Origin of the sequence: Curtobacterium sp. BNK-1 (genome assembly GCF_048685235.1) — a bacterium.
Classification (GTDB): domain Bacteria; phylum Pseudomonadota; class Gammaproteobacteria; order Enterobacterales; family Enterobacteriaceae; genus Pantoea; species Pantoea agglomerans.
Window position 1 is genome coordinate 3,465,181 of the sequence record NZ_JBLQTJ010000001.1, and the last position, 18,773, is coordinate 3,483,953.

At 57.3% G+C, this 18,773-nt stretch carries 16 protein-coding genes; 9 read left to right on the forward strand and 7 right to left on the reverse strand.

The features are described 5' to 3' along the window. Nucleotides 1-3: 3 nt before the first annotated feature. From malP to glpE, 4 genes are all read right to left on the reverse strand, one after another. Nucleotides 4-2,409 carry a maltodextrin phosphorylase gene (gene malP / locus ACMGGP_RS16460; protein WP_498798643.1) on the reverse strand — a complete coding sequence of 802 codons (2,406 nt, stop codon included), beginning with the start codon at nucleotides 2,407-2,409 and terminating at the stop codon, nucleotides 4-6. 155 nt (nucleotides 2,410-2,564) lie between these two features. Beyond that, nucleotides 2,565-3,323: a DeoR/GlpR family transcriptional regulator gene (locus ACMGGP_RS16465; RefSeq protein WP_010253201.1), complete on the reverse strand. Its 759-nt coding sequence runs from the start codon at nucleotides 3,321-3,323 to the stop codon at nucleotides 2,565-2,567. Between the two features lie 31 nt (nucleotides 3,324-3,354). Beyond that, nucleotides 3,355-4,176: a rhomboid family intramembrane serine protease GlpG gene (glpG, locus tag ACMGGP_RS16470; protein ID WP_010671549.1), complete on the reverse strand. Its 822-nt coding sequence runs from the start codon at nucleotides 4,174-4,176 to the stop codon at nucleotides 3,355-3,357. A 29-nt stretch (nucleotides 4,177-4,205) separates the two neighbouring features. Further along, nucleotides 4,206-4,532 (reverse strand): thiosulfate sulfurtransferase GlpE, encoded by a 327-nt coding sequence (gene glpE, locus ACMGGP_RS16475; protein WP_010253207.1) that lies wholly within the window; start codon nucleotides 4,530-4,532, stop codon nucleotides 4,206-4,208. Nucleotides 4,533-4,759: 227 nt separating this feature from the next. Here glpE and glpD point away from each other — a divergent pair, with 227 nt between their 5' ends. The 9 genes from glpD to mdcH all read left to right on the forward strand — a co-directional run bounded on the left by glpD (nucleotide 4,760) and on the right by mdcH (nucleotide 13,710). Beyond that, the gene (glpD, locus tag ACMGGP_RS16480) at nucleotides 4,760-6,265 is read left to right on the forward strand and encodes a glycerol-3-phosphate dehydrogenase (protein ID WP_010671548.1); all 1,506 of its coding nucleotides are present in this window, start codon (nucleotides 4,760-4,762) and stop codon (nucleotides 6,263-6,265) included. Between the two features lie 381 nt (nucleotides 6,266-6,646). Next, entirely contained in the window at nucleotides 6,647-8,302 is a 1,656-nt protein-coding gene (mdcA, locus tag ACMGGP_RS16485) for a malonate decarboxylase subunit alpha (protein WP_132499648.1), read from the forward strand. Continuing rightward, the gene (locus ACMGGP_RS16490) at nucleotides 8,302-9,162 is read left to right on the forward strand and encodes a triphosphoribosyl-dephospho-CoA synthase (RefSeq protein ID WP_045139556.1); all 861 of its coding nucleotides are present in this window, start codon (nucleotides 8,302-8,304) and stop codon (nucleotides 9,160-9,162) included. The genes mdcA and ACMGGP_RS16490 overlap by 1 nt, the downstream gene beginning before the upstream one ends. A gap of 8 nt (nucleotides 9,163-9,170) precedes the next feature. After that, nucleotides 9,171-9,470: a malonate decarboxylase acyl carrier protein gene (gene mdcC / locus ACMGGP_RS16495; protein WP_010253220.1), complete on the forward strand. Its 300-nt coding sequence runs from the start codon at nucleotides 9,171-9,173 to the stop codon at nucleotides 9,468-9,470. Then, a complete protein-coding gene (locus tag ACMGGP_RS16500) occupies nucleotides 9,463-10,296 on the forward strand; it encodes a biotin-independent malonate decarboxylase subunit beta (RefSeq protein WP_010253223.1) in 834 nt (277 codons plus the stop codon). Before mdcC ends, ACMGGP_RS16500 begins: the two co-directional genes overlap by 8 nt. Then, a complete protein-coding gene (gene mdcE, locus ACMGGP_RS16505) occupies nucleotides 10,296-11,096 on the forward strand; it encodes a biotin-independent malonate decarboxylase subunit gamma (RefSeq protein ID WP_163640460.1) in 801 nt (266 codons plus the stop codon). Before ACMGGP_RS16500 ends, mdcE begins: the two co-directional genes overlap by 1 nt. A gap of 133 nt (nucleotides 11,097-11,229) precedes the next feature. Next, entirely contained in the window at nucleotides 11,230-12,189 is a 960-nt protein-coding gene (locus tag ACMGGP_RS16510; protein WP_498798644.1) for an AEC family transporter, read from the forward strand. Between the two features lies 1 nt (nucleotide 12,190). Beyond that, the gene (locus ACMGGP_RS16515; RefSeq protein WP_010253231.1) at nucleotides 12,191-12,811 is read left to right on the forward strand and encodes a malonate decarboxylase holo-ACP synthase; all 621 of its coding nucleotides are present in this window, start codon (nucleotides 12,191-12,193) and stop codon (nucleotides 12,809-12,811) included. Beyond that, nucleotides 12,808-13,710 carry a malonate decarboxylase subunit epsilon gene (gene mdcH / locus ACMGGP_RS16520; RefSeq protein ID WP_010253234.1) on the forward strand — a complete coding sequence of 301 codons (903 nt, stop codon included), beginning with the start codon at nucleotides 12,808-12,810 and terminating at the stop codon, nucleotides 13,708-13,710. Before ACMGGP_RS16515 ends, mdcH begins: the two co-directional genes overlap by 4 nt. Here the strand turns inward: mdcH and ACMGGP_RS16525 are convergent. The 3 genes from ACMGGP_RS16525 to glgA form a co-directional block, all read right to left on the reverse strand. Continuing rightward, nucleotides 13,691-14,650, reverse strand: a complete 960-nt coding sequence (locus ACMGGP_RS16525; RefSeq protein WP_498798645.1) for a LysR family transcriptional regulator — start codon at nucleotides 14,648-14,650, stop codon at nucleotides 13,691-13,693. The genes mdcH and ACMGGP_RS16525 overlap by 20 nt on opposite strands. A gap of 198 nt (nucleotides 14,651-14,848) precedes the next feature. Next, nucleotides 14,849-17,296, reverse strand: coding sequence for a glycogen phosphorylase (gene glgP, locus ACMGGP_RS16530; RefSeq protein WP_010253240.1), 2,448 nt, complete (start codon nucleotides 17,294-17,296; stop codon nucleotides 14,849-14,851). A gap of 19 nt (nucleotides 17,297-17,315) precedes the next feature. Continuing rightward, nucleotides 17,316-18,749 (reverse strand): glycogen synthase GlgA, encoded by a 1,434-nt coding sequence (glgA, locus tag ACMGGP_RS16535; protein WP_010253243.1) that lies wholly within the window; start codon nucleotides 18,747-18,749, stop codon nucleotides 17,316-17,318. Nucleotides 18,750-18,773 lie beyond the last annotated feature (24 nt).

The following is an 18,773-nucleotide window of genomic DNA, read 5'->3' on the forward strand; positions in this document are numbered from 1 at the left end:
TCCTTAGCGCGGTGCCTGCCAGATACGTTGCTGATAGTCACGAATTGACCGGTCCGAACTGAACATGCCGGTTCGTGCCGTATTGAGGATGGCGGCGCGGGTCCAGCCTTCCGGGTCGCGCCACAGGGCTTCCACCCGTTGCTGCGCCTCGATGTAGGCCTGGAAATCGGCCAGCACCAGCCAGGGATCGCCATGTTTCGTCAGGCTCTCCAGCATCAGGTCAAACGCATGTTTATCCCCGTTGCTGAATTTGCCCTTCTCCAGCGATTTCAGTAGATCGTCCAGCGGCTTGTTCTGCTTACGCACCTTTTTCGGGTTATAGCCTTTCGCCTTGAGCGCTTTGACCTCATCCACGGTGTGACCAAAGATAAAGATATTCTCCTCACCCACCTGTTCGGCAATCTCGACATTGGCGCCATCCAGCGTGCCAATCGTCAGCGCACCGTTCAGTGCCAGCTTCATGTTGCCGGTGCCGGAAGCTTCATATCCGGCGGTGGAGATCTGCTCTGAGAGATCGGCCGCCGGGATCATCAGTTCGGCCACGGTGATGCGGTAGTCCGGGATAAACACCACTTTAAGTCGGTCACCGACGCGTGGATCGTTGTTCACCACCTCCGCCACCTTGTTAATGGCGTAAATGATATTTTTGGCGAGGTAATAACCCGGCGCGGCTTTGGCACCGAACAGGAACACCCGTGGCGTAAAGGTGACATCCTCCGGGTTATGACAGATTTTCTGATAGCAGTAGAGGATATGCAGCAGGCTGAGGTGCTGGCGCTTGTACTCATGCAGCCGTTTGATCTGCACATCGAACAGCGCGGCCGGGTTCACGATAATCCCCGTGTGGCGGGCGATATACTCCGTAAGCTGCGCTTTGTTCTGCTGTTTGATGCTGCGATAGCGCTGACGAAACGCCTGATCGTCGGCATAGGCCTCCAGACCGCTTAACGCCTCAAGGTTATTGGCCCACTCGGTTTTCAGCGTCTCATCAATCAGCCCGGCCAGCGCCGGATTACACTGCTTCAGCCAGCGGCGCGGCGTGATGCCGTTGGTGACGTTGTGGAATTTCTGCGGCCAGAGCTGGTGATATTCCGGGAAAAGATCGCTGACCACCAGGCTTGAGTGCAGCGCCGCCACGCCGTTGACCGCAAAGCCGCTGACGACGCAGAGATTCGCCATCCGCACCTGACCGTCAGCGACCACCGCCAGCTTGTGCCACATCGCTTTGTCATCCGGCCAGCGTTGCTTCACCTGCTTTTTCAGCCGCTGGTTGATCTCTTTGATGATCAGCATATGGCGCGGCAGCAGACTGCGCATCAGCTTCTCATCCCAGCGCTCCAGCGCCTCCGGCATCAGCGTGTGGTTGGTGTAGGCAAACAACCGGCTGGTGATCTGCCACGCCTCATCCCAGCTCAGCTGATGCTCATCCAGCAGCACGCGCAGCATCTCCGGGATGGCGATGGTGGGATGTGTATCGTTAAGCTGAATCACTTCGAAGTCAGGCAGGCTGTGAATACTGCGTCCCGCCAGATGGTGACGACGCAGGATATCCGCCACCGCACAGGCGCACTGGAAATATTGCTGCATCAGGCGCAGCCGCTTGCCGGCCTGATGGTTGTCATTGGGATAGAGCACTTTGGTCAGTTTTGCCGCCTCGATGCCCGGCTGCTCCGCCTGCAGAAAATTGCCGTCATTAAACGCCGTGAGATCAAAAGGATGCGCACTCACTGCCTGCCACAGACGCAGCGGCAGCGTCACGCCGTTGCGGTAGCCGGTCACCGGCAAATCCCAGGCCTCACCGCGCAGCGTAAAATCGGGCAGCCAGCGTACGCCGCCGTTTTCCTGCTTTTCTACCCGGCCACCCATCGCGACTTCCACATCCAGCGCCGCGTTGTGGCGGAACCAGGGATAGCGCTCACGCTGCCAGTCATCGGGCGCTTCAATCTGCTGGCCATCATCGAAAGACTGGCGGAACAGGCCGTACTGGTAGTTCAGTCCGTGGCCGGTGGCGGACTGCCCCACCGTTGCCATCGAATCCATGTAGCAGGCGGCCAGTCGTCCCAGCCCGCCGTTACCCAGCGCCGGGTCGACCTCCTGCTCCAGCAGTTCCGTTAAATCGAACTCGTGCTCAGCCAGCGCCGCTTTGACGTCGTTATACCAGCCAAGATTGAGCAGGTTGTTGCCGGTCAGACGGCCAATCAGAAACTCCATCGAGAGGTAATTAACGTGACGCTGCTGCACAGCCGGACGCGGTGCCGGTTGTGCGTCCAGTAGCTCCGCCAGCGCCGCGCTGACCGCCTGCCACGCCTGGTGCGGGGTCATCTGCTGGACGGAACGGAGACTTAACTGTTGCCACTGGCGGGTAAAGGCGGCATTAAAACGGGCTTTATTAAATTTTTGCTGCGGCATATCACTCCCTTCTGTTACGCAATGAGGTGAAGCAAAAATAGAAAGCGCACGGGCTGGCAACCGGGTGCCAGCAACCGTTAAGTAAAGACGGGAGTGAGGAAAAAAGCGACAGCAATCAAAGAAAAACGCCAGCCGGGAGGCTGGCGTGGCAGGAATCAGCAGAGTTCGAGGTGAACCTCATGCTGCTCAATCACCTTCATTACGCTGGCAGGCGGCGTTTTGTCCGTGTAGAGGTAGTCAAGCAGACTCATGTTGCCGAGGTTGACCATGGCGTTACGGCCAAACTTCGAGTGATCCACCACCAGCATCACGCAGCGTGAATTTTCAATGATGGCACGCTTGGTGCGGACTTCGTGATAGTCAAACTCCAGCAGCGAACCATCCATATCGATGCCGCTGATCCCCAGAATGCCGTAGTCGAGCCGGAACTGAGAAATAAAGTCGAGCGTCGCTTCACCCATTACCGCGCCATCGCGGGTCCGCACTTCACCACCCGCGATAATGACCCGGAAATCGGGTTTATCCATCAGCAGCATGGCGACGTTAAGGTTATTGGTGACCACGCGCAAATCGCTGTGGTTGAGCAGCGCATGCGCCACCGCTTCCGGCGTGGTGCCGATATCGATAAACAGCGTGGCACCATCCGGGATCTGGCTGGCCACGCGCTGGGCAATCCGCGCTTTTTCCGCTGACCACATCATTTTACGGTCGTGCCAGGCGGTATTCTCAGAGCTGGAGGGAAGCGCCGCGCCGCCGTGGTGACGCTGAATTTTGTTCTGATCGGCCAGATCGTTGAGATCGCGACGAATGGTTTGCGGGCTGACCTCAAAATGATCCACCAGCTCCTCAGTACTGACATATCCCTGACGACGGACTAAATCGATAATCGCGTCATGACGTTGCGTCTGCTTCACGTTCCTCTCCTGTTAACCCGCATAATCCTGTCTAACGACGCGTGACTTTACGCGTATCCACCAGCGCCATCGCCAGTCCGACCACCAGACCGGCGACGTGCGCCGCGTTGGCAATAGCCAGACCAAAGACGCCAAACCAGCCAATCACCAGCCAGACCAGCGCAAAACCGATCAATCCCCGTTCAAGATAGACGCCACTGTCGGGATCGCGCTCCCCGCGCAGCCAGCAGTAACCCATCAGGGCATAGACCACGCCCGACAGGCCACCAAACCAGATGCCGCTGAACTTCGCCTGCAGCCAGCCGCTGAGCAGAGCCGAAATCAGCAGGATGACAAAGAGTTTGCCGCTGCCAAGTCGCTTCTCAACCGCGCCGCCCAGATACCACCACCACATCAGATTAAACAGAATGTGCAGCAGTGAAAAGTGCAGCAGCGCATGGCTGAACCAGCGCCAGACCTGAAGATGCTGATCGGCATCCGGCCAGGAGAGCCAGGCCATCACGGTGCGATCGCCCATGACCTGCATCAGAATAAATATCGCGATACAGAGCACCATCAGCGTCATGGTCAGCGGACCGGCACGCTCACGGATATTCGCCCAGATATTGCTGCGCTCATAGCGCAGGCCACTGTCAGTTTTTCCGCTGTGCCAGCTGGCGGCCTGATAACGCGGATGGTTAGGGTCGTGCAAAAACTGCTGAAGTTCGTTTTCGACCAGTGAAATCTTGCTCTCATCATCCAGCATGATGACGTAGTGATTTTCATGCTCAATACGCAGCGTGATGCCCCGCGTCGCCATGTAGTCAACAAAGGCCTGCGCCATGCGGGGCTGATTAAATTGGGTAATGCGCATCAGTAACTCTCCATGTGACGAGCGGCAATCTATTCGCTGCCGAGGGCAACCTGCTGAGGAAAGGCAGCACGCCAGGCATCAAAGCCGCCATCAATGCTGTACGCCGCGCTGAAGCCCTGTCCCAGCAGATATTGTGCCGCGCTTTTGCTGCTGTTGCCGTGATAGCACATCACCAGCACCGGCAGGCTGTGATCGGCGCCGCTGACAAAATCGCTGAGGTTGCTGTTGGTCAGATGCAACGCACCCGCCGCATGACCCAGGGCATAACTTTGCGGATCGCGGATATCTACCAGCAGCGCACCCTGCGCCAGACGCGCCTGCGCCTGCTGCACATCAATACATTCGAACGTTTCCATGGGATCTCTCATAACAGCGTCACAATAGCGCGTAGTGTAACCCGAGAATCCACGCCGATAACCTGACAATCGTTACGGCTATCGGTTTTTTTGGTGGGCAGAATGTTAGCTATATCACGCAAAAATGTTTTTACCTGGTTAAAAGCTGGCGTCAATGTTGGTTTGCGATTATGATTATGCTCGAAAACGAACATTAGTGAACTATTCCGAACATCGGAGGAGATGACGTGGAAACCAAAGACCTGATCGTGATCGGCGGCGGCATCAACGGTGCCGGCATTGCAGCAGACGCTGCAGGACGCGGACTGTCGGTGTTAATGCTGGAGGCGCGGGATCTGGCTTGCGCGACCTCCTCTGCCAGTTCAAAACTGATTCACGGCGGCTTGCGCTACCTTGAACATTACGAATTCCGTCTGGTCAGTGAAGCACTGGCCGAGCGTGAAGTGCTGCTGAAAATGGCTCCGCATCTGGCGTTCCCGATGCGCTTCCGTCTGCCGCATCGTCCGCATCTGCGTCCGGCGTGGATGATCCGTACCGGCCTGTTTATGTATGACCATCTTGGCAAGCGTACCAGTCTGCCAGGCAGTAAAAGTTTGCGATTTGGCGCGGATTCGGCCCTGAAGCCGGAAATTACGCGCGGATTCGAATATTCTGACTGCTGGGTCGATGATGCCCGCATGGTGGTACTGAACGCACAGGAAGTCGTGAAGCGTGGCGGCGAAGTCCGTACCCGCACCCGCGTGACCCGTGCCTGGCGTGAAGGCGGCCTGTGGAAGGTCGAAGCGGAAGATGTCGACAGCGGTAAAACCTTTACCTGGCAGGCGAAAGGCCTGGTCAATGCTGCCGGCCCGTGGGTCAAACAGCTGTTCGACGACAGCCTGAAGCTGAAATCGCCTTACGGTATTCGCCTGATCAAGGGCAGCCACATCGTGGTGCCACGCGTCCATACCGAAAAGCAGGCTTACATTCTGCAGAACGAAGATAACCGCATCGTGTTTGTCATCCCGTGGATGGATGAGTTCTCTATCATCGGTACCACCGACGTCGAGTACAAAGGCGATCCGAAAAACGTCAATATTGATGACAGCGAGACCGACTATCTGCTGAAAGTGTTCAACGGACACTTTAAAAAGCAGCTGACCGCTGACGATATCGTCTGGTCCTATTCCGGTGTCCGTCCGCTGTGTGATGACGAATCCGATTCGCCACAGGCTATAACCCGTGATTACACCCTGGATGTGCGCGACGATAATGGTCAGGCTCCGCTGCTGTCGGTGTTTGGCGGCAAGCTGACCACCTACCGTAAGCTGGCAGAACATGCGCTGGAGAAACTGGCGAAGTACTACCCGAACGCGGGCCCGGCATGGACGAAGAACTGCGTGTTGCCAGGCGGAAATATCTCCGGCACCCGTGAAGATTATGCGGCCAGCCTGCGTCGTCGCTATCCGTTTATCAGTGAAAATATGGCGCGCCACTTCTCGCGCACCTACGGCAGCAGCACTGAAACCCTGCTGGCTGGCGCGAAAAGCCTGGACGATCTGGGCGAGAACTTCGGTCACGAGTTTTACGAAGCAGAATTACGCTACCTGGTGCAGCATGAGTGGGTTCGTGAGCTGGATGATGCTATCTGGCGTCGTACCAAACAGGGCATGTGGCTGACCAAAGAGCAGCAGGCGCGAGTCACCGAGTGGCTGGCAGCGAAAGCTAAACCCGCCCTGTCGCTGGCATCATAAACGGACAGTAACTAACTAAAGAATCAGAAAGCAGGCTTCGGCCTGCTTTTTTTATGTCTGCGATAGCGGGTCGGTGAATCCGGGTGCTGATCCAACAGGTTGCGCTTTTCAGCGTGCAGCAGAGTTTATTTTTGTACGACGAACTTTTTATTAAAAATGCCAGGCTCAAACCATTTTTTATACAGAAATCCGTTTATGCGATCACATTTTTGGTCAGCGCCTAAACTCAACTCTTTCTGCTTCGCATATCAAAACGTTCACATCCTATTGTTACTGTAAATATAACGTTCAGGCTTTTTGCTTAATTGAACGACGTCATCAGAAAGCACAAACTTTCCTCAGTAAAAACGAAACAACCGTTATTTTAATCAGGAGGTTGAAATGAACACAGGCCAAACGCCTGCCCGGGAATGGAACACGCGCCGCAGTGAAAAAGCGCGTCGTCTGGCATCCTTCCCTGTTGATGGCAAAGTCATTCCTACTGAAAGAGCTGTAGAAGCATTTGAAAAACTGATTGCACCGGGCGACCGGGTGGTACTGGAAGGGAATAACCAGAAGCAGGCCGATTTTTTATCATGTACCCTGGCTGAGGTTAATCCGGCGATAGTACACGACCTGCATATGATTATGCCGAGCGTGGGTCGCAGTGAGCATCTGGATATTTTCGAAAAAGGCATTGCGCGTAAACTCGACTTCTCTTTTTCCGGTCCGCAAAGTCTGCGTATTTCTCAGTTGTTAGAAGATGGTCAGCTGGAAATAGGCGCAATCCACACCTATATCGAACTCTATTCCCGCCTTTATGTCGATCTGAGTCCAAACGTCGCGCTGATTGCCGGTTATAAAGCTGACCGCAAAGGCAACCTTTACACCGGCCCGAGTACTGAAGATACGCCTGCCCTGGTGGAAGCCGCCGCGTTCCGTGACGGTATCGTGATTGCCCAGGTAAATGAGCTGGTCGATGACGAGACCGACCTGCCCCGCGTCGATATTCCCGGCTCCTGGATCGATTACATCGTCGTAGCCGATAAACCTTTCTTTATCGAACCGCTGTTTACCCGCGATCCGCGCCTGATTAAACAGGAACATATCCTGATGGCGATGATGGCGATTAAAGGCATTTACGCCGAACATCAGGTGCAGTCACTTAACCACGGTATCGGTTTTAACACCGCCGCGATCGAACTGCTGCTGCCTACCTACGGCGAACAACTCGGCCTGAAAGGCAAAATCTGTAAGCACTGGACCCTTAACCCGCATCCGACGCTGATCCCGGCGATTGAGAGCGGCTGGGTTGAAAGCGTGCACTGCTTCGGTGGCGAACTGGGCATGGAAGAGTACATTCGCGCCCGTCCCGATATCTTCTTCACCGGCAGCGACGGCTCTATGCGCTCTAACCGCGCCTTCTGTCAGCTGGCAGGTCAGTATGCGGTGGATATGTTTATCGGTGCCACCCTGCAGGTCGATGGCCTGGCAAACTCCTCAACCGTGACCCGCGGTCGCCTTTCCGGTTTCGGCGGTGCGCCTAACATGGGCCACGATCCGCACGGCCGACGTCATGCTACGCCTGCATGGCTCAATATGATCACCGAACCGGACCCGATGCAGCGCGGTAAAAAACTGGTGGTTCAGATGGTGGAAACCTTCCAGGCCGGTGCCAAACCGACCTTTGTTGAAACGCTTGATGCCGTTGAAGTGGCGAAATCGACCGGTATGCCGCTGGCACCCGTGATGATCTATGGCGATGACGTCACCCACGTGCTGACCGAAGAGGGTATTGCCTATCTCTATCGCGCGGAAAGCCTTGAAGAGCGCCGTGCGATGGTCGCTGCGGTAGCCGGCATCACCGATATCGGCCTTGGCGTCGATGCGGCACGCGTGGCGGCTCTGCGTAAAAGCGGCAAAGTGGTCTATCCGGAAGATATGGGCATTCGTCGTTCAGATGCGACCCGCTCACTGCTCGCCGCCAGCAGCGTCTCTGACCTGGTGGAATGGTCGGGTGGTCTTTATAACCCACCGGCAAAATTCCGGAGCTGGTAATGAAACTTCTGTCGCAGACTCAAACCGAGGCGCAGGCCAGCCAGCTGGCGACGATTGCGCGCGATTGTCTGACCGATGAAGCGCGGCTAAGCCCCAAGCCGGGTCTGGTAGACAGTCGGGGGAACGGCGCGCATCAGGATCTGACGCTGGCGCTGATGGAGCGTTCCGCTCACAGCCTTGTGCCGACCTTTCTGGCGCTGGCCCGTCACAGCTGGCTGCGTCCTGCTGATATTGCCCTGCGTGAAACGGTGGGTCGGCTGGGCCGTGACGGTGAACAGCAGATGATGGCGGCAACCGGCGGCGTCAACACCCATCGGGGTGCGATCTGGGCGCTGGGACTGCTGGTCAGTGCTGCAGCCATGCACGGTGGCGCGGCCAGTGCCGACCAGCTGACCCGCACCGCAGCCGCGCTGGCCAGCCTGCCCGACCGCGCCGCGCCAAAACTGTTCAGCAAAGGGTTAAAAGCGACGCATCGCTATCAGGTGCCCGGCGCACGCGAAGAGGCGCAACAGGCGTTTCCTCACGTGATGAAGCTGGCGCTGCCACAACTGATGACCAGTCGTGCAACGGGTGCCAGTGAAAATGAAGCCCGCCTTGATGCGCTGATGGCGATCATGACCTCGCTCAGCGATACCTGCGTGCTGTCACGGGCCGGTATGACCGGACTGAAAGCGATGCAGCAGGGAGCACGCGCCGTGCTGCTGTCTGGCGGCTGTCGCACAGCAGGCGGTCAGAAGGCGCTGGCGCAGCTCGACCAGCGCATGCTGTCGCTAAACGCTTCGCCTGGCGGGGCCGCCGATTTGCTGGCCGCGACGCTGTTTATTGATCGGGTCTGTTCACCTGAACATTCTTATTTCTAGAGGCCATTATGGAACACATCACATTATCTTTACCTGCTAACCGCTCACTCAGCGGTAAAGCTCTGGCAGGGGTCGTTGGTTCCGGTGATATGGAAGTGCTGTACACCGCAACTGAAGGACAAACGCTTAGCATTGATATCACCACCTCACTGGATAACAGCGACGCCCGCTGGAAGGCGCTGTTTGACCGCCTGAATTTAACCAACGGTCTGCCTGCCGGAAAGCTGATTATTCACGATTTCGGCGCGACACCCGGCGTGGCGCGTATCCGTATTGAACAGGTTTTTGAGGAGGTGAGCCATGCGTAACGATGCCAGTTTTATTGAATTACGCGCCCGTGAGCGCGCCCGTGCACTGCTGGACGACGGCAGCTATCGCGAACTGCTGGATCCTTTCGAAGGCATCATGTCGCCGTGGCTGGCCCCGCAGGGTGTGGTGCCGCAGTCAGATGACGGCATGGTGGTGGCACGCGGCACGCTGAACGGGCAGCCTGCGGTCGTTATCGCCATTGAAGGCACCTTCCAGGGTGGCAGCATGGGCGAAGTCTCCGGTGCCAAAATGGCGGCGGCGCTGGAACTGGCAGCCGAAGACAACCGCAATGGAATACCCACTCAGGCGGTGCTCTGCCTGGAAACCGGCGGCGTGCGTTTACAGGAAGCAAATCTGGGGCTGGCGGCGATTGCCGATATTCATGCCGCGATTGTCGATCTGCGCCGCTATACCCCGGTTATCGGCATTATTGCCGGTACCGTCGGCTGCTTTGGCGGGATGTCCATCGCCGCTGCGCTGTGCAGCTACCTGATTGTGACGCGTGAAGCGCGCCTGGGGCTGAACGGTCCACAGGTGATTGAGCAGGAAGCGGGCATTGAAGAGTATGACTCGCGCGATCGTCCGTTTATCTGGAGCATGACCGGCGGTGAAATCCGCTACGCCAGCGGCCTGGTCGATGCGCTGGTCGGTGATGGCGTCAATGCGGTTAAAAGTGCGATGAATGACTTCATCGCCAAAGGCGTTCCGGCGCAGCACCGCAGCGATAAATATGCCGATTTCCTGCCACGTCTGACGCAGTTCGACACCCGTCAGCAGGCGGACACGGCGCAGATTAAACAGCTTTTCGCCCGGGAGGATAAATAATGACCCAGACAAACAGCCGCGGTGCAATCTGGCTGGAAAAACTTGCACCTGATGCGCAGCGCCTCAGCGGCCTGTGTGCCTCTGTCCAGGTGGCGGACGGTGAACTTAATGGTGAAAGCGTGCGCTTTATCGCCGTGGTGCCCGATGCACAAAACCACTATCCGCGTGCCGCGAGGGGCGAAGTCGGTCTGCTGGAAGGCTGGACGCTGGCGAAAGTGGTGAATGAAACGCTGGAAGAGGACAAGAACAGCGACGTAAAACGCCCGATTGTGGCGGTGATCGACGTACCGAGTCAGGCCTATGGCCGTCGCGAAGAGGCGTTCGGTATTCATCAGGCGCTGGCCGGGGCTGCAGGCGCTTATGCCAAAGCACGCCTTGCGGGTCATCCGGTGATTGGGCTGATTGTTGGCAAAGCGATGTCTGGCGCCTTTCTGGCGCACGGTTATCAGGCCAACCGCCTGATTGCGCTCAACGATCAGGGTGTGCTGGTGCACGCCATGGGTAAAGAGTCCGCCGCGCGTATCACGCTGCGTTCGGTGGAGGCGCTGGAGAAACTGGCGGCGACCATTCCGCCGATGGCCTATGACGTGAATAACTTCGCCACGCTGGGTCTGCTCTCCGATCTGCTGAACGTGCCCAATCCCGATGCACCTTCTGACGCCGATGTGGCGATGGTCGAGATCGCCTTGCAGAAAGCCATTAGCGATGCGCGTCAGGATCCCAGCCTGAAAAACCGGCTGGGCGCATCCAATCGCCACAGCTCCTCCCTGGTTCGCGAGCGGATGCGCGCAACCTGGTAATTAAATAAAAAAATAAACCTGCCGAAACCGGTCTGACGGGGCGCATTGCTAAGTGCGCCCCGGGGCAGTGGCCGTGTTCAGAATTATAAACATCGCTGTTAACAGAAAATTCTTTCTTAAATACAGGTGATTTATGATTTATATAATTGTTCATGCCCTTGCTCCGATTTTTGTCATCATGCTTCTGGGTTTCTGGGCCGGTAAGGCTGGAATGGTCAACAACAAAGACGTCTCTCTGCTGAATATTTTCGTCATGGATTTTGCACTGCCCGCCGCGCTGTTCAGTGCCACGGTACAAACGCCCTGGCCGGGCATCGTGGCGCAATGGCCGCTGATTGTGGTTATTACCGGCGCAATGTGGATTACCTATGGGGCTGTCTATTTCGCGGCTACAAAAGTTTTCAAAAAGTCACCGCAGGATGCGGCTGTGTTAACACTGACGGTGGCGCTGCCAAATTACGCCGCGCTGGGCTTGCCCATTCTGGCCAGCGTGCTGGGTGAAAATGGCGCCACCTCGCTCTCGGTAGCGGTCTCCATCGCCTGTGGTTCAGTGCTGCTTACACCGCTTTGCCTGCTGATTCTGGAACGTGAAAAAGCGTTTGCCGACGGCACCGAACACGGTTCAACCCTGACCATGCTGCCAATTCTGATGTGGCGTTCAGTGAAAAAACCGATCGTACTGGGACCGTTGATTGGCGTGGTGTTATCAGCGCTGGGCGTTAAAATGCCTGATCTGGTGCTGGCTGCCATCAAACCGCTGGGTCTGGCTGCTACCGCCGCTGCACTCTTCCTGACCGGTGTCATCCTGTCGGCACGCAAACTGAAACTCAACGCGGTGGTAGGCGTCGGCACGGTAACTAAACTGCTGATTCAGCCCTTTATCGCCTGGGGTCTGGTGCTGGCATTGGGTCTCAGCGGTCCGGTGGCCACTACCGCCATTCTGATGATTGCGCTCTCCGCCGGTTTCTTCGGGGTGGTGTTTGGCAACCGCTTTGGCGTGCAGTCGCCGGATGCAGAGGCTGTGCTGCTGCTCAGCTCTATTCTCTGTATTTTGTCATTACCGCTGTTCATTACGCTGACATCAGGAATGTAATATGAGCTCTGTACCGCGCCCCCACGATCTGCTCTGGCTGCGAGACGGCAACGCCTTAGCCGCCATCAGTGAGAGCTGGGTCAGTCAGTTCTGGCATCCCGGCCTTCCGGTCGTGGTGCGGCGCGACCGGAGCGAAACCGGGCTGATACCGGTGGGTGTGCGCGGCGAGCGCCGCGAACAGCGCGCCGCCGGATGGGTCAATACAGCGGATATCGTTCGCGTTGTCACACCGGAGATGCTGGCGGCGCGTGCGCAGTTGCTTGCCTCGCCGTTTACCGCTTATGCGCCGGTCGGCGCGGCGATTGCCCTCAGTGAGCACGACTGGCCGTGGCGCTGGGGTATTACCGGCAGTACCGGTTACGCACTGGCAACACAGCAACCCACGCTGCATGCCGCCAGCGATCTTGATTTAGTTATTCGCGCGCCAGAGCCGCTGGCGCGCGATGCGCTGCAACGCTGGCAGGCGCAAACCGACACGCTGGCCTGCCGGGTCGATACGCAGGTAGAAACGCCGTCCGGCGCGTTTGCCCTCAGCGAGTGGCTGCGTGAAGGCCGCGCGCTGGTTAAAACCGTTACCGGGCCGATACTGACCGCTTCACCCTGGAGCAGGGAGCTACAATGAAAATACTCTTTACCTTTCCCGGCCAGGGCACTCAGCGTGCCGGGATGTTACAGCACCTTCCCGACGGCGACGCCCTGTTAAACAGCGTGCGTGCAGTGCTGGGCGACGAGACTGACCAGCTCGACAGTGCCGATGCACTGCGCCACACGCGCGCCGTGCAGCTCAGTCTGCTGATTTGCGGTGTCGCCTGGGCGCGCGAGCTGATTCGCCGTGGGGTGAAACCCGATATCGTCAGCGGTCTGTCGATTGGCGCGTTTCCTGCTGCGGTGATTTCCGGCGCGCTGGATTTCAGTGATGCTTTGCGGCTGGTGGCACTGCGCGGCGATCTGATGGAGCAGGCTTATCCGGAGGGATATGGCCTGACCGCCATCACCGGCCTGACGCTGAGTCGTCTGGAAAAACTGCTGCCCGGCAGCAACACCTATATCGCCAACCTGAATGCGGAAACGCAGATTGTGATTGCTGGCCGCGACGAGGATATGGCGGTAGTCGCGCAGAAAGCGCTGGATGCCGGTGCCAGCAAAGCGATTAAACTCGCGGTGAGCGTGCCGTCGCACTGCGCGCTGCTGGATAAGCCCGCCGCAGAACTGGCGCGCGCGTTCGGGTCCGTCAGCCTTTCCCGTCCCCATTGCGCTTACCTCAGCGGTTCAACCGGACGCGTGATTTGGGAGCCGGAGAAGATTGCCGACGATCTTGCCTTTAATATGGCGCGTACGGTGCAGTGGAATGATGCGATGGTTTCAGCCAATCAGCGCGATGCCCGACTGGCGATTGAGATGCCGCCTGGCAATGTGCTGACCGGCCTGACGCTTCAGGCGGGCTGGCAGGGCGACGCGATTTGTCTGGAGCGCAACAGCGTTGAGGTTGCACTCCATCTGGTTAAACGGCTGAGTCAGTAAGGCTGCGGGCGTACATCCGCCCTTCTGCCGCCAGTGCCAGCAGGTCATTATCCCGTTCGCGGCGATGTGAGTAGACAATCGAGATCTGCTGACGCATCTGGTAAGGCTCAGCGAGCGTCAGCAGCTGAATGTTGTTTTCATACACCTTCTTCATCCGTCCCGGGATCAGTGCCAGGCCGACGCCCGCCTGCACCAGGCTTATCATCGAAAAGATGTCATTCACCTGGGTGACCATGCGCGGTTCAAATCCGGCTATCTGGAACGCCTCCTGCGAACCGGCATAGGTGGCAAACCCCTCAGCCAGCGAGACAAAATCACGGTCGGCATAATCACGCAGATCCACCGGACCGGCTCCGTCCCGCGTCTCACCGGCCGGTGTGGCCAGAAAGATCCTGTCCTCAAACAGCGGAATCACATCAAAATGCGCGTCGCTGAGTTCGCCGTCATCGGTGGCGATCAGAATCGCATCCAGCGCGTCATCTTCCAGCATATTCAGCAGCATTTGATTGGAACCCATGGTCAGATCAAGCTCCAGCGTGGGCCGACGCAGCTTCATGCCCATGATCAGCCGGGGAATGGTCTCCAGCGTCAGGGAGTAGAGCGTGCCAAGTCGCAGACGCCCTCCGCCGATGCCTGCGACTTTGCGCGCCTCTTCAATGCCTTTGCCCATCAGGGTGGTCACATCGCGACAGTAGTCCAGCAGCGTCCAGGCGGCAGGTAGCGGCACCAGGTTGCGGCCCTTGTGGATAAACAGCGGGCAGTCGATGCCCTCTTCCAGCGTATGCAGTGCGCGATGCACGCTGACGCTGCTCAGCGCCAGCGCTTCCGCCGTACGGGCGATATTGCCCTTGCTCATAAACATCATGAAGACGCTGAGTTTACGGAAGGTAATTTCCTGGTTGATGTTGTCACTCATTGCTGCTGTTGCCTGTAGGGTCATTTTGCTTTCCCGCATAGTAGCGATTCTCAGCCAGGGTGTAATGATCTGGCTCGCACAAGAGGCACTTACGGACGCAGAGGCGATAAGAGGCTGAACCTTCTGAAAGAGGAGCGGGATAGACGGTGAGCAAAGAGAGCACAGGAGAGTGCGGCCGATCCCTCGGCCGCAAAGAAAGTCAGAAACCTGACTGCACGCGCCTTACAACCTTACTGGCGAGATATTCCAGATCTCATCAGCGTACTCCTGAATCGTACGGTCCGACGAGAAGTAGCCCATTCCGGCGATGTTTTTAGCCGCGCGGCGTTGCCACTCATCCGGTTTACGGTAGAGCGCATCCACTTTATCCTGGGTATCCACATAGCTGCGATAATCCGCCAGCAATTGGTAGTGATCGCCGAAGTTGACCAGTGAATCGAACAGATTGCGGTAGCGGCCCGGATCCTGCGGACTGAACAGACCGGAAGCAATCTGAGTCAGCACCTGATGCAGCTCTTCATCCTTTTCATAATAGTCACGCGGGTTATAGCCCCCTTTACGCAGGGCTTCGACCTGCGGCGTGGTATTACCGAAAATGAAGATGTTCTCTTCACCGACGTGATCCAGCATTTCAACGTTGGCCCCATCCAGCGTACCGATGGTCAGCGCGCCATTCAGCGCAAACTTCATATTACTGGTGCCGGACGCCTCTGTCCCTGCGGTAGAGATCTGCTCAGAGAGATCGGCCGCCGGAATAATGATCTGCGCCAGGCTCACGCTGTAGTTCGGGATGAAGACCACCTTCAGTTTGTTCTTCACCTGAGGATCGTTGTTGATCACATTGGCGACATCGTTGATCAGATGAATGATGTGCTTGGCAACGTAATAGGCCGACGCCGCTTTACCGGCAAAGATATTGACGCGTGGCACCCAATCCGCCTGCGGATCGGCCTTGATACGGTTGTATCGGGTGATCACATGCAGCACGTTGAGCAACTGGCGTTTGTACTCGTGAATGCGCTTGATCTGCACATCAAACAGCGCGTTCGGGTCGAGCACCACGTCCAGATTCTTCGCCACCCAGTCGGCCAGCCGACGCTTGTTCTGATACTTGGCGACCGCCACTTTTTCAATAAACGCCGGATAGTCGATCTGCGCCTTCAACTCGCCCAGCTGGCTGAGATCGGTGCGCCAGTTGCGGCCAATCTCCTCATCCAGCACCTCTGACAGCGCCGGGTTCGCCAGCGCCAGCCAGCGGCGCGGAGTGACGCCATTGGTTTTGTTACAGAAGCGACCAGGGAACAGGCGGGAGAAATCGGCAAACAGCGACTGTACCATCAGGTTGGAGTGCAGCTCCGAAACACCGTTTACTTTGTGGCTGACCACCACCGCCAGCCAGCCCATGCGTATCCGGCGGCCATCGTTTTCGTCGATGATCGAAATGCGCGACAGCAGATCCAGGTCATCGGGATAGTGATCCTGAATGGTCTTAAGGAAGAAGTCGTTAATTTCAAAAATAATGCTGAGGTGACGCGGCAGGATCTTGCCGATCATATCAACCGGCCAGGTTTCCAGCGCTTCGGTCATCAGCGTATGGTTGGTGTAGGAGAAGACCTGACAGCAGACGTCAAAAGCGTTGTCCCAGCTGAATTTATGATCGTCGATCAGCAGACGCATCAGTTCGGGGATCGCCAGCACCGGATGGGTATCATTCAGGTGAATAGCGATTTTATCCGCCAGGTTGTCCCAGGTCTGATGCATCCGCCAGTGACGATTCAGAATGTCCTGCACCGTCGCGGAGACCAGGAAATATTCCTGACGCAGGCGCAGCTCGCGGCCTGAGTAGGTCGAATCATCCGGATAGAGCACGCGCGACACGTTCTCGGAGTGGTTTTTATCTTCCACCGCCGCAAAGTAGTCGCCCTGGTTGAACTTGCCGAGGTTGATTTCGTTGCTGGCCTGCGCGCCCCACAGCCGTAAGGTGTTGGTAGCGTCGGTGTCAAAGCCCGGAATGATCTGGTCATAGGCCATCGCCAGGATCTCTTCGGTCTCCAGCCAGCGCACTTTCGCGCCTTCGTGCTGGACGCGGCCACCAAAGCGCACTTTGTAACGGGTATTGAAACGCTGGAATTCCCACGGATTACCATATTCAAGCCAGTAATCCGGCGACTCTTTCTGCTCACCTTCCACAATGTTCTGTTTGAACATGCCGTAGTCATACCGGATGCCATAGCCACGGCCCGGCATGCCCAGCGTCGCCAGCGAGTCGAGGAAACAGGCCGCCAGGCGACCCAGACCACCGTTGCCCAGCCCCGGATCGTTCTCCTCTTCCATCAGCTCGGCCAGATCCAGACCCATCTCATCCAGCGCCTGGTTGAGATCGTCATAAATCCCCATCGCCAGCAGCGCATTGCCCAGCGTGCGGCCCATCAGGAACTCCATCGACAGGTAATAGACCTGCCGGACATCCTGCGACAGCTGAGCACGGCTGGAACGCAGCCAGCGCTCCACCATCCGGTCGCGCACCGCCAGCAGTGAGGCGTTAAGCCACTCATGCTTATTGGCGATAGAGGGATCTTTGCCGATGGTAAACATCAATTTATAGGCAATCGAATGCTTTAAGGCATCAACCGTCAACGTTGGTGAGGCGTAAGTGAAAGGTGCATTCATATCCAGTTTTCCCAATCCGTTACATCAAACGTTGGTAGAGATCACGGTAGGCTTGTGCTGCCACCTGCCAGCTAAAGTCCATCGCCATTGCCTGGCGCTGAACATAGCGCCAGAGCGAAGGACGGGACCACAACACAAACGCGCGGCGGATAGCCCGAAGCAGTGACCAGGCGTTGGCATCTTCAAAACTGAATCCACTGGCGATGCCGTCGGCCAGATTCTCCAGTGAGCTGTCATTCACGGTATCGGCCAGCCCGCCGGTGCGGCGCACTAACGGCAACGTACCATACTTGAGGCCATAAAGTTGTGTCAGACCGCAGGGCTCAAAGCGACTCGGCACCACAATCACGTCTGCGCCGCCGACAATGCGGTGTGAGAACGCTTCGTGATAGCCGATCTGCACGCCGACGCTGCCCGGATGCTCTGCTGCCGCCGCCAGGAAGCCCTGCTGCAGTTCAGCATCGCCCTGGCCCAGCAGCACCAGTTGACCGCCCTGCGCCAGCAAGCCGGGCAGCGCCTCCAGCACCAGGTCCAGCCCTTTCTGTTTGGTCAGACGGCTGATCACGCAGAACACCGGCGCTTTATCATCCACCTTCAGACCCATCGCCACTTGCAGCTGGCGTTTGTTCTCCGCTTTCGCTTCCAGCGTGTCGCGGTTATAACGCGCGCTGAGCAGCAGATCGTGCGCCGGATCCCAGATAGAGGGATCAACGCCGTTGAGAATGCCGCTAAGACGGCCTTCACGCATCCGCTGTGCCAGCAGGGTTTCCATGCCGTAAGCATATTCGGCAGAGGTAATTTCATGGGCGTAAGTCGGGCTGACCGCCGTGATATGGTCGGCGTAAAAAAGTCCCGCTTTCAGGAAGGAGATCTGACCGAAAAACTCCAGCCCGTGCATGTTAAAGAACGACCATGGCAGGCCAATCTCTTCCATGTGGTGCGCCATGAACAGCCCCTGATACGCCAGGTTGTGCACGGTGAAGACCGATTTAGCCGGACGACCACGCGCTTCCAGATAGGCGCAGGTCAGGCCTGCGTGCCAGTCATGGGCATGCACAATATCGGGACGCCACATCGCGTCCATGCCGCACGCCAGTTCACAGCCAACCCAGCCCAGCAGCGCAAAGCGCAGATAGTTGTCGACATACGCAAACTGCGATTCGTCATGGTAAGGACTACCCGGACGATCGTAGAGGCCGGGAGCATCAATCAAGTAGATGCCCACACCGTTAAATTCACCAAATAGCAGACGTACATGACCGGCAAATGTTTCTCGCTCTGTCACGACCTGGAGATCAGGTATGCCTTTGCGCAATGCGGGAAAAGCGGGCAGTAGTACCCGCGTATCCGTGCCGCCCGCAATTTGTGCCTGAGGTAATGCCCCGACTACATCAGCCAGTCCGCCCGTTTTTAGCAGCGGGAAAAGTTCCGAACAGACATGTAAAACCTGCATCCTCGACCTCATTAAGTTATCCGA

Excerpts from the sequence above, each read along its gene's own strand:
- mdcA (WP_132499648.1), top strand. The coding sequence starts at position 6,647 with ATGAACACAGGCCAAACGCCTGCCCGGGAATGGAACACGCGCCGCAGT.
- ACMGGP_RS16500 (WP_010253223.1), top strand. The coding sequence starts at position 9,463 with ATGCGTAACGATGCCAGTTTTATTGAATTACGCGCCCGTGAGCGCGCC.
- mdcC (WP_010253220.1), top strand. The coding sequence starts at position 9,171 with ATGGAACACATCACATTATCTTTACCTGCTAACCGCTCACTCAGCGGT.
- mdcH (WP_010253234.1), top strand. The coding sequence starts at position 12,808 with ATGAAAATACTCTTTACCTTTCCCGGCCAGGGCACTCAGCGTGCCGGG.
- mdcE (WP_163640460.1), top strand. The coding sequence starts at position 10,296 with ATGACCCAGACAAACAGCCGCGGTGCAATCTGGCTGGAAAAACTTGCA.
- ACMGGP_RS16515 (WP_010253231.1), top strand. The coding sequence starts at position 12,191 with ATGAGCTCTGTACCGCGCCCCCACGATCTGCTCTGGCTGCGAGACGGC.
- malP (WP_498798643.1), bottom strand. The coding sequence starts at position 2,409 with ATGCCGCAGCAAAAATTTAATAAAGCCCGTTTTAATGCCGCCTTTACC.
- glgA (WP_010253243.1), bottom strand. The coding sequence starts at position 18,749 with ATGCAGGTTTTACATGTCTGTTCGGAACTTTTCCCGCTGCTAAAAACG.
- ACMGGP_RS16510 (WP_498798644.1), top strand. The coding sequence starts at position 11,230 with ATGATTTATATAATTGTTCATGCCCTTGCTCCGATTTTTGTCATCATG.
- glpE (WP_010253207.1), bottom strand. The coding sequence starts at position 4,532 with ATGGAAACGTTCGAATGTATTGATGTGCAGCAGGCGCAGGCGCGTCTG.
- ACMGGP_RS16525 (WP_498798645.1), bottom strand. The coding sequence starts at position 14,650 with ATGACCCTACAGGCAACAGCAGCAATGAGTGACAACATCAACCAGGAA.
- glpG (WP_010671549.1), bottom strand. The coding sequence starts at position 4,176 with ATGCGCATTACCCAATTTAATCAGCCCCGCATGGCGCAGGCCTTTGTT.
- ACMGGP_RS16490 (WP_045139556.1), top strand. The coding sequence starts at position 8,302 with ATGAAACTTCTGTCGCAGACTCAAACCGAGGCGCAGGCCAGCCAGCTG.
- glgP (WP_010253240.1), bottom strand. The coding sequence starts at position 17,296 with ATGAATGCACCTTTCACTTACGCCTCACCAACGTTGACGGTTGATGCC.